Annotated in this window: 7 protein-coding genes; all 7 read left to right on the top strand. The window is 71.9% G+C overall.

The annotated features are described in order from the left end of the window. Positions 1–253 (top strand): EAL domain-containing protein (locus H5J30_RS10440; protein ID WP_181787147.1); only part of this gene is annotated, 253 nt, incomplete at its 5' end. A gap of 232 nt (positions 254–485) precedes the next feature. Then, positions 486–2,417, top strand: a complete 1,932-nt coding sequence (locus tag H5J30_RS10435; RefSeq protein ID WP_181787146.1) for an acetolactate synthase large subunit — start codon at positions 486–488, stop codon at positions 2,415–2,417. Positions 2,418–2,446: 29 nt separating this feature from the next. Continuing rightward, the gene (gene ilvN, locus H5J30_RS10430) at positions 2,447–2,971 is read left to right on the top strand and encodes an acetolactate synthase small subunit (protein WP_027772032.1); all 525 of its coding nucleotides are present in this window, start codon (positions 2,447–2,449) and stop codon (positions 2,969–2,971) included. Positions 2,972–3,144: 173 nt separating this feature from the next. Continuing rightward, positions 3,145–4,143, top strand: coding sequence for a ketol-acid reductoisomerase (gene ilvC, locus H5J30_RS10425; protein WP_181787145.1), 999 nt, complete (start codon positions 3,145–3,147; stop codon positions 4,141–4,143). 214 nt (positions 4,144–4,357) lie between these two features. Continuing rightward, entirely contained in the window at positions 4,358–5,977 is a 1,620-nt protein-coding gene (gene serA, locus H5J30_RS10420; RefSeq protein ID WP_181787144.1) for a phosphoglycerate dehydrogenase, read from the top strand. A gap of 219 nt (positions 5,978–6,196) precedes the next feature. Beyond that, on the top strand, positions 6,197–6,853 hold the full coding sequence (locus H5J30_RS10415; protein WP_181787143.1) for a TetR/AcrR family transcriptional regulator: 657 nt from the start codon (positions 6,197–6,199) through the stop codon (positions 6,851–6,853). A 66-nt stretch (positions 6,854–6,919) separates the two neighbouring features. Next, positions 6,920–8,413 (top strand): DHA2 family efflux MFS transporter permease subunit (locus H5J30_RS10410; RefSeq protein ID WP_181787142.1); only part of this gene is annotated, 1,494 nt, incomplete at its 3' end.

Below are 8,413 nucleotides of genomic sequence, written 5' to 3'. Positions count from 1 at the left end.
GCTGGCCGAGTCGCCCCGGCTGCGCGCCATCGCGGCCGGGATGATCGGCATCGCCGGCGAGCTGGGCCTGGACTCGACGGCCGAGGGGGTCGACCTGCCCGAGCAGGCCGAGGTGCTGCGTGCGCTGGGCTGCCGGCACGCGCAGGGCATGGCCTACTGCGAACCACTGGAGGAGGAGCGGGTACGGGACGCGCTGGCCCTGGGAGCGTTCGCGCTGCCGGAAGAGGACGCATCGGCCATTGCGCTCACATAGTGAGACCCGGGTCCCACGAACTTGACACCCCCGGCGCGCCAGGGGCAAGGTCAGGTCCATGCGCACCCGAATTCTCGTACTTGGACAGCGCGTCGGCTGAAGCGGATCCCGACTCCCGGACCGCGCCGACGCGCTCCCCTCGCTTGCCATCTGGCACGAGGGGTTTTTTGTTGCTCGAACCCGCTGCTCCACCCCCGACCCTCGCACCACTCGAAGACGAGAAGAGACACCGATGACCGAGCAGGCTCCCCCGCGGAGTGAGCCCCACCCGCAGCCGCCGCGGGCCCGCGCCGGGGGACAGTCCCGCGTCCCGGGGCACACACCGGCAGACAAGACCGTGACGGGCGCGCAGTCCCTCATCCTCGCCCTGGAGGCCGTGGGTGCGGACACGGTATTCGGCATTCCGGGCGGGGCCATCCTCCCCGCGTACGACCCGCTGATGGACTCCACGAGGGTCCGGCACGTCCTCGTCCGCCACGAGCAGGGCGCGGGGCACGCCGCCACCGGGTACGCGCAGGTCACCGGCAAGGTGGGCGTGTGCATGGCCACGTCAGGACCGGGCGCGACCAACCTCGTCACGCCGATCGCCGACGCGCACATGGACTCCGTCCCGCTGGTGGCGATCACCGGCCAGGTGGCGTCCAAGGCGATCGGCACGGACGCCTTCCAGGAAGCGGACATCTGCGGCATCACCATGCCGATCACGAAGCACAACTTCCTGGTCACGGACCCCGCGGACATCCCGCGGGTGATCTCCGAGGCGTTCCACATCGCCTCGACAGGACGCCCGGGACCGGTGCTGGTCGACATCGCCAAGGACACGCTGCAGGCGCCCACGGTCTTCTCCTGGCCGCCGCGCCACGAACTGCCCGGCTACCGTCCCGTGACCAAGCCGCACGCCAAGCAGATCCGCGAGGCCGCCCGGCTGGTCGGCGCCTCCCGGCGCCCGGTGCTGTACGTCGGCGGCGGGGTGCTCAAGGCCCGCGCCACCGCCGAGCTGAAGGTGCTCGCGGAGCTGACCGGCGCCCCGGTCATCACCACCCTGATGGGCCTCGGCGCCTTCCCCGACACCCACCCGCAGCACCTGGGCATGCCGGGCATGCACGGCACGGTGGCCGCCGTCACCTCGCTGCAGAAGGCCGATCTGATCGTGGCGCTCGGCGCCCGGTTCGACGACCGGGTGACCGGCAAGCTGGACACGTTCGCGCCGTACGCCAAGATCGTGCACGCCGACATCGACCCCGCGGAGATCGGCAAGAACCGCGAGGCGGACGTGCCGATCGTCGGCGACGCCCGCGAGGTCATCGCCGACCTGATCGTGGCGGTGCAGAGCGAGCAGGAGCAGGGCGGGACGGGCGCGGCCGGCACGGAACGGTACGCGGAGTGGTGGCAGCAGCTCAACCGCTGGCGCGAGACGTACCCCCTCGGCTACGACCTGCCCACAGACGGCACGCTGTCGCCGCAGCAGGTGATCCAGCGCATCGGCGAGCTGGCCCCGGAGAACACCGTCTACACCGCGGGCGTCGGGCAGCACCAGATGTGGGCGGCCCACTACATCGAGTACGACAAGCCCCGCACCTGGCTCAACTCCGGCGGCGCCGGGACCATGGGCTACGCCGTCCCGGCCGCCATGGGCGCCAAGGCCGGCGCGCCGGAGGCGACGGTCTGGGCCATCGACGGCGACGGCTGCTTCCAGATGACCAACCAGGAGCTGGTCACCTGCGCGCTGAACAGCATCCCGATCAAGGTCGCGATCATCAACAACGGCGCGCTGGGCATGGTCCGCCAGTGGCAGACCCTCTTCTACAACAAGCGCTACTCCAACACCGTCCTGCACTCCGGCCCCCACGGGAACGGCAACGGCGCCGCCGAGGACACCGGCGTCCCCGAGGAGCAGGCCCGCCAGGCCGCCGGCACCCGCTGCCCGGACTTCGTCAAGCTCGCCGAGGCCATGGGCTGCGTCGGCCTGCGCTGCGACGACCCCGAGCAGCTCGACGCGGTCATCGAGAAGGCCAACTCCATCAACGACCGCCCCGTCGTCGTGGACTTCATCGTCCACGAGGACGCGATGGTCTGGCCGATGGTCGCGGCCGGCACCTCCAACGACGAGATCATGGCCGCGCGCGACGTCCGCCCGGACTTCGGCGACGGCGCGGACGACTGAGGCCGGGAAGCGAAGAGAGAGACGAAGACATGTCCAAGCACACGCTCTCGGTCCTGGTGGAGAACAAGCCGGGCATCCTGGCCAGGATCTCCGCGATGTTCTTCCGCCGCGGCTTCAACATCGACTCCCTCGCCGTCGGCACCACCGAGCACCCGGACATCTCCCGGATGACGATCGTGGTGAACGTCGAGGACCAGCCCCTGGAACAGGTCACCAAGCAGCTCAACAAGCTCGTCAACGTGCTGAAGATCGTCGAGCTGGAGCCGGGCGCGGCGGTGCAGCGCGAACTCGTCCTGGTGAAGGTGCGCGCCGACAACGAGACCCGCTCCCAGGTCGTCGAGATCGTCCAGCTCTTCCGCGCCAAGACCGTGGACGTCTCCCCGGAGGCGGTCACGATCGAGGCCACGGGCAGCGGCGAGAAGCTGGAGGCGATGTTGAAGATGCTGGAGCCGTACGGCATCAAGGAGCTGGTCCAGTCCGGCACCATCGCCATCGGCCGCGGCGCCCGCTCCATCACGGACCGCTCGCTGCGCGCCCTCGACAGAAGCGCGTAGCCCCTCGGGCGGGGTGCCGCAACGGCGGTGCCCCGCCCGCGCCGTATCCCTGCCGCGCTTCGTGCGGTTGCCGTGAAGGAAGATTTTCGGGGGAGACCCCCGAACCCCCCAGAACCCCCCGCCGCGCCAGACGTACGGTGGGGCCACCCGCAAGACTCAAGGAGATCGCAACCGTGGCCGAGCTGTTCTACGACGACGACGCCGACCTGTCCATCATCCAGGGCCGCAAGGTCGCGGTCCTCGGCTACGGCAGCCAGGGCCACGCCCACGCGCTGTCGCTGCGCGACTCCGGCGTGGACGTTCGCGTCGGCCTGCACGAGGGCTCCAAGTCCCGGGCGAAGGCGGAGGAGCAGGGCCTGCGCGTCGTCACTCCCGCCGAGGCCGCCGCCGAGGCCGACGTGATCATGATGCTGGTGCCGGACCCGGTCCAGGGCCAGGTCTACGAGGAGTCCGTGAAGGGCAACCTCAAGGACGGCGACGCGCTGTTCTTCGGCCACGGCCTCAACATCCGCTACGGCTTCGTCAAGCCGCCCGGGGGCGTCGACGTCTGCATGGTCGCCCCGAAGGGCCCGGGCCACCTGGTCCGCCGCCAGTTCGAGGAGGGCCGCGGCGTGCCGTGCATCGCGGCCGTCGAGCAGGACGCCACCGGCGGCGCCTTCGCGCTGGCCCTGTCGTACGCGAAGGCCATCGGCGGCACCCGGGCCGGCGTCATCAAGACCACCTTCACCGAGGAGACCGAGACCGACCTCTTCGGCGAGCAGGCCGTGCTCTGCGGCGGCACCTCGGCGCTGGTCAAGGCCGGCTTCGAGACCCTGGTCGAGGCGGGCTACCAGCCGGAGATCGCGTACTTCGAGTGCCTGCACGAGCTGAAGCTCATCGTGGACCTCATGTACGAGGGCGGCCTGGAGAAGATGCGCTGGTCGGTCTCCGAGACCGCCGAGTGGGGCGACTACGTCTCCGGCCCGCGGATCATCAACGACGGCACCAAGGCCGAGATGAAGAAGATCCTCGGCGAGATCCAGGACGGCTCGTTCGCCAAGGACTGGATGGCCGAGTACCACAACGGCCTCCCGCGCTACAACGAGTACAAGAAGCAGGACGGCGACCACCTGATCGAGACCACCGGCAAGGAGCTGCGGAAGCTCATGAGCTGGGTCGACGACAAGGACTGAGGGGACCCGGTCCCTCGTTCGGGCGGTGGCGGGGCGCAGCGGCGCCCGGCCACCGCCCGGCGCCACTACACTCTTCGTACATCGCGCGTCAGGCTCACAGCGTCGTGTGTCCTTCAAACGCGGCAGCACGCGTCTGTCCGGCGGACCGGCGCTGCATCCCTCCACCTGCGGCCGTCGGGACGGCCGTCCCGCACAGGAATCCAGTGAGGACCACGTGAGCACTGCCCCAGCATCCGGCGCCACCCCCGGGAAGCCGGCCGTACTGATCGCCGAGGAGCTCTCGCCGGCCACCGTCGACGCCCTCGGTCCCGACTTCGACATCCGCCACTGCAACGGCGCCGACCGGGCCGAGCTGCTCGCGGCCATCGCCGACGTGGACGCGATCCTGATCCGCAGCGCGACCAAGGTCGACGCCGAGGCCGTCGCCGCCGCGCGCCGGCTGAAGGTCGTCGCCCGCGCGGGCGTCGGCCTCGACAACGTCGACGTGCCGGCCGCCACCAAGGCCGGCGTGATGGTCGTCAACGCGCCGACCTCCAACATCGTCACCGCCGCCGAGCTGGCCTGCGGCCTGATCATCGCCAGCGCGCGCAACATCCCGCAGGCCAACGCCGCCCTCAAGGCCGGCGAGTGGAAGCGCTCGAAGTACACCGGCGTCGAGCTGAACGAGAAGGTGCTCGGCGTCGTCGGCCTCGGCCGCATCGGCGTGCTCGTCGCGCAGCGCATGGCCGCGTTCGGCATGCGCGTCGTGGCGTACGACCCGTACGTGCAGGCCGCGCGCGCCGCGCAGATGGGCGTCAAGCTCGTCTCGCTCGACGAGCTGCTGGAGACCTCCGACTTCATCACCGTCCACCTGCCGAAGACCCCCGAGACCCTGGGTCTGATCGGCGACGAGGCGCTGAACAAGGTCAAGCCGTCCGTCCGGATCGTCAACGCCGCCCGCGGCGGCATCGTCGACGAGGAGGCGCTGACCGCCGCGCTGAAGGAGGGCCGGGTCGCGGGCGCGGGCCTCGATGTCTACGCCACCGAGCCGTGTACGGACTCGCCGCTGTTCCAGTTCGACAGCGTCGTCGCCACCCCGCACCTCGGCGCCTCCACCGGCGAGGCGCAGGAGAAGGCGGGCATCTCGGTGGCCCGCTCGGTGCGGCTCGCGCTGGCCGGCGAGCTGGTGCCGGACGCGGTCAACGTCCAGGGCGGCGTCATCGCCGAGGACGTGCGCCCCGGGCTGCCGCTGGCGGAGAAGCTGGGCCGGATCTTCACGGCGCTGGCCGGCGAGGTCGCGGTCCGCCTCGACGTGGAGGTGTGCGGCGAGATCACGCAGCACGACGTGAAGGTGCTGGAGCTGTCCGCCCTCAAGGGCGTCTTCGAGGACATCGTCGCCGAGACCGTGAGCTACGTGAACGCGCCGCTGTTCGCGCAGGAGCGCGGCGTCGAGGTGCGGCTGACCACCAGCTCGGAGTCGAACGCCCACCGCAACGTGGTGACGGTGCGCGGCACGCTCGCCAGCGGCGAGGAGGTGTCGGTCTCCGGCACGCTCTCCGGGCCGAAGCACCAGCAGAAGGTCGTCGCGGTCGGCGAGCACGACGTGGACCTGACGCTCGCCGACCACATGGCGTTCTTCAGCTACGGCGACCGCCCCGGCGTCGTCGGCACCATGGGCCGGATCCTGGGCGAGGCGGGCATCAATATCGCCGGGATGCAGGTGTCGCGGGCCAAGGCCGGCGGCGAGGCGCTGGTGGCGCTGACGGTGGACGACACGATCCCGCCGGCCGTCGTGCAGGAGATCGCCGGTGAGATCGGCGCGGCCTCGGCGCGCGCGGTGAACCTCACCGAGTAGCGGAGCAGCGGACCGGGGGAGACCTCCGGGCCCGGGCCCGTGCGGGCGGCAGCGATGCCGCCGGCCCGGGCCCGTTCGCGTTCCCGGCGGGGGCGCGGGGCGCGATGCGGAGGATCTTCGCGCGATCCCCTCTCACTTCCTTCCAGCTGGATGAAATCTCTCCGGTTCCCTCCTACGGTGCGGGTAAGTGGAGAATTTCCCTTCGGTTGAGGAGTCGTCATGCGGACCCCGATGCGCGCGGACGCGAGGCGGAACCGCGAGCTGATCCTGAAGGCGGCAGGCGAGGTCTTCGTGGGCGAGGGCCCCGACACCCCGCTGGAGGAGGTCGCCCGCAGGGCCGGCGTCGGCATCGCGACGCTCTACCGGAACTTCGCCAGCCGCGAGGCGCTGATCCGCGGTGTCGCCCACGCCAAGCTCACCGAGCTGGGGGCGGCGGCGGAAGAGGCGCTGGCCGGCGGGGAGGAGCCGTTCGAGGCGCTGCGCCGGTTCGGCCACACGGCGCTCAGCCTGCGCATCGGCGCGGTGCTGCCCGCGCTCTCCGGCCGGATCAGGATCGACGAGGAGCTGGCGGAGCGGCGCTCGCGGACGCTGCGCCCGGTACAGGAGCTGATCGTACGGGCGCAGCGGGCCGGCCGGCTCCGCGAGGACGTCGTCTTCGGCGACGTGCCGTTCATGATCATGCGGCTGACGATGCTGCTGCCCGGCGGCGGGCTGCTGGAGGACGAGGCGCTCGCGCACCGGCATCTGGAGCTGTACCTCGACGGGCTCCGCCCCGAGGCCGCCCGCGCCCGCGGCACCGCGCTGCCCGGCCCCGCCATCACCGCCGCCCGGTTCATCCGGGCCACGGACCGCATCGTCGGCGGGAGCGCCCGCTAGCGCCCGTACGGCCCGCACACCCCGCAGCCACCCGAACCCGGAATCACGCACGAGAAAGGTAGTGGCATGGACACTACAAAGAAAGAGACGGCCGCGGCGGCCGACCCGCGGCGCTGGCTCGCGCTCGCCTTCATCGGGCTGGCGCAGCTCATGATCGTCCTGGATGTGACGATCGTGAACATTGCGCTCCCGTCCGCCCAGGCGGACCTGGACATCTCCGACGGAGACCGGCAGTGGGTGATCACCGCGTACACCCTGGCCTTCGGCGGGCTGCTGCTCCTGGGCGGCCGGATCGCCGACTACACCGGCCGCCGGCGGGCGTTCCTGACCGGGCTCGTCGGCTTCGCCGCCGCCTCCGCGGTCGGCGGCGCGGCGCCCGGCTTCGGCGCGCTGCTGGGCGCGCGGGCCGCGCAGGGGGCGTTCGCCGCACTGCTCGCGCCGGCGGCGCTGTCGCTGCTCACGACGAGCTTCACCGAGCAGCGCGAACGCGCCCGCGCCTTCGGCATCTTCGGCGCGATCGCCGCCGGCGGCGGTGCGATCGGCCTGGTCACCGGCGGGGCGCTGACCGAGTACCTGGACTGGCGCTGGTGCCTGTACGTCAACGTGCCCATCGCGGTCGCGGCCGCGGCCGGCTGGTGGGTGCTGCCCGCCGACACCCGCCCGCGGCTGCGGCGGAGGATCGACGTGCCCGGCGCCCTGCTCGCCGTGACCGGCCTGGTCGCCGTCGTCTACGGGTGCAGCGAGGCGGAGTCCGAGGGCTGGGACTCGGGGATCGTGCTCGGCCTGCTCTTCCTCGGCGTCGCGCTGCTCACCGGCTTCGTGCTGTACGAGCGCAACGCCGCGGAGCCGCTGCTGCCGCTGCGGGTGCTGCACAGCCGGGCCCGGGGGAGCGCGTTCCTGAGCATCGCGCTGGCCACCGTGGGGATGTTCGCCATGTTCCTCTTCCTCACGTACTACATGCAGGTCGTCATGGGCTACTCGGCGCTGAAGACCGGGGTGGCGTTCCTGCCGCTGGCCGCCGGGGTGCTGGCCGGTGCCGGCGGGCTCGCCGGCCGGCTGCTGCCCAGGCTGCCGCCGCGGGCGCTGATCGTCCCCGGGCTGCTGTGCGCCGCGGCGGGCACCGGGTGGCTGGCGACGCTGGACGTCGACACCTCGTACGCGGCCGGGGTGCTGCCGGCGGAGCTGGTCGTGGGTATCGGGATGGGCCTGGTGATGGCCCCGGCGATCAACTACGCCACCCACGGCGTCCGCGAGGAGGAGGCCGGCGTCGCCTCGGCGACGGTCAACACCTCGCAGCAGATCGGCGGCTCGATCGGCACCGCGCTGCTCAACACCGTGGCCACCAGCACCACCGCCGACTACCTCGCCGAGCGGGTGCCGGACGCGGGTGCGCTGGAGGAGCGGCGGGCCGCGGGCGGGCCGGTGCCGGACGTGGTCAAGGCGGGGCTGGTCGACGGCTTCGCCTCCGCGTACCTGGTCGCGTCGGTCACCCTGCTCGCGGTCGCGGTGGTGGTCGCGGTGCTGATGAACACCCCCCGGCCCGATCGCGCCGGTACGGCC

This window comes from Streptomyces phytophilus (assembly GCF_013870535.1).
Taxonomy (GTDB): Bacteria; Actinomycetota; Actinomycetes; order Streptomycetales; family Streptomycetaceae; genus Streptomyces; species Streptomyces phytophilus.
Note: the sequence above shows the minus strand (reverse complement) of the source record. Positions and strands in the feature narration are given on the sequence as shown.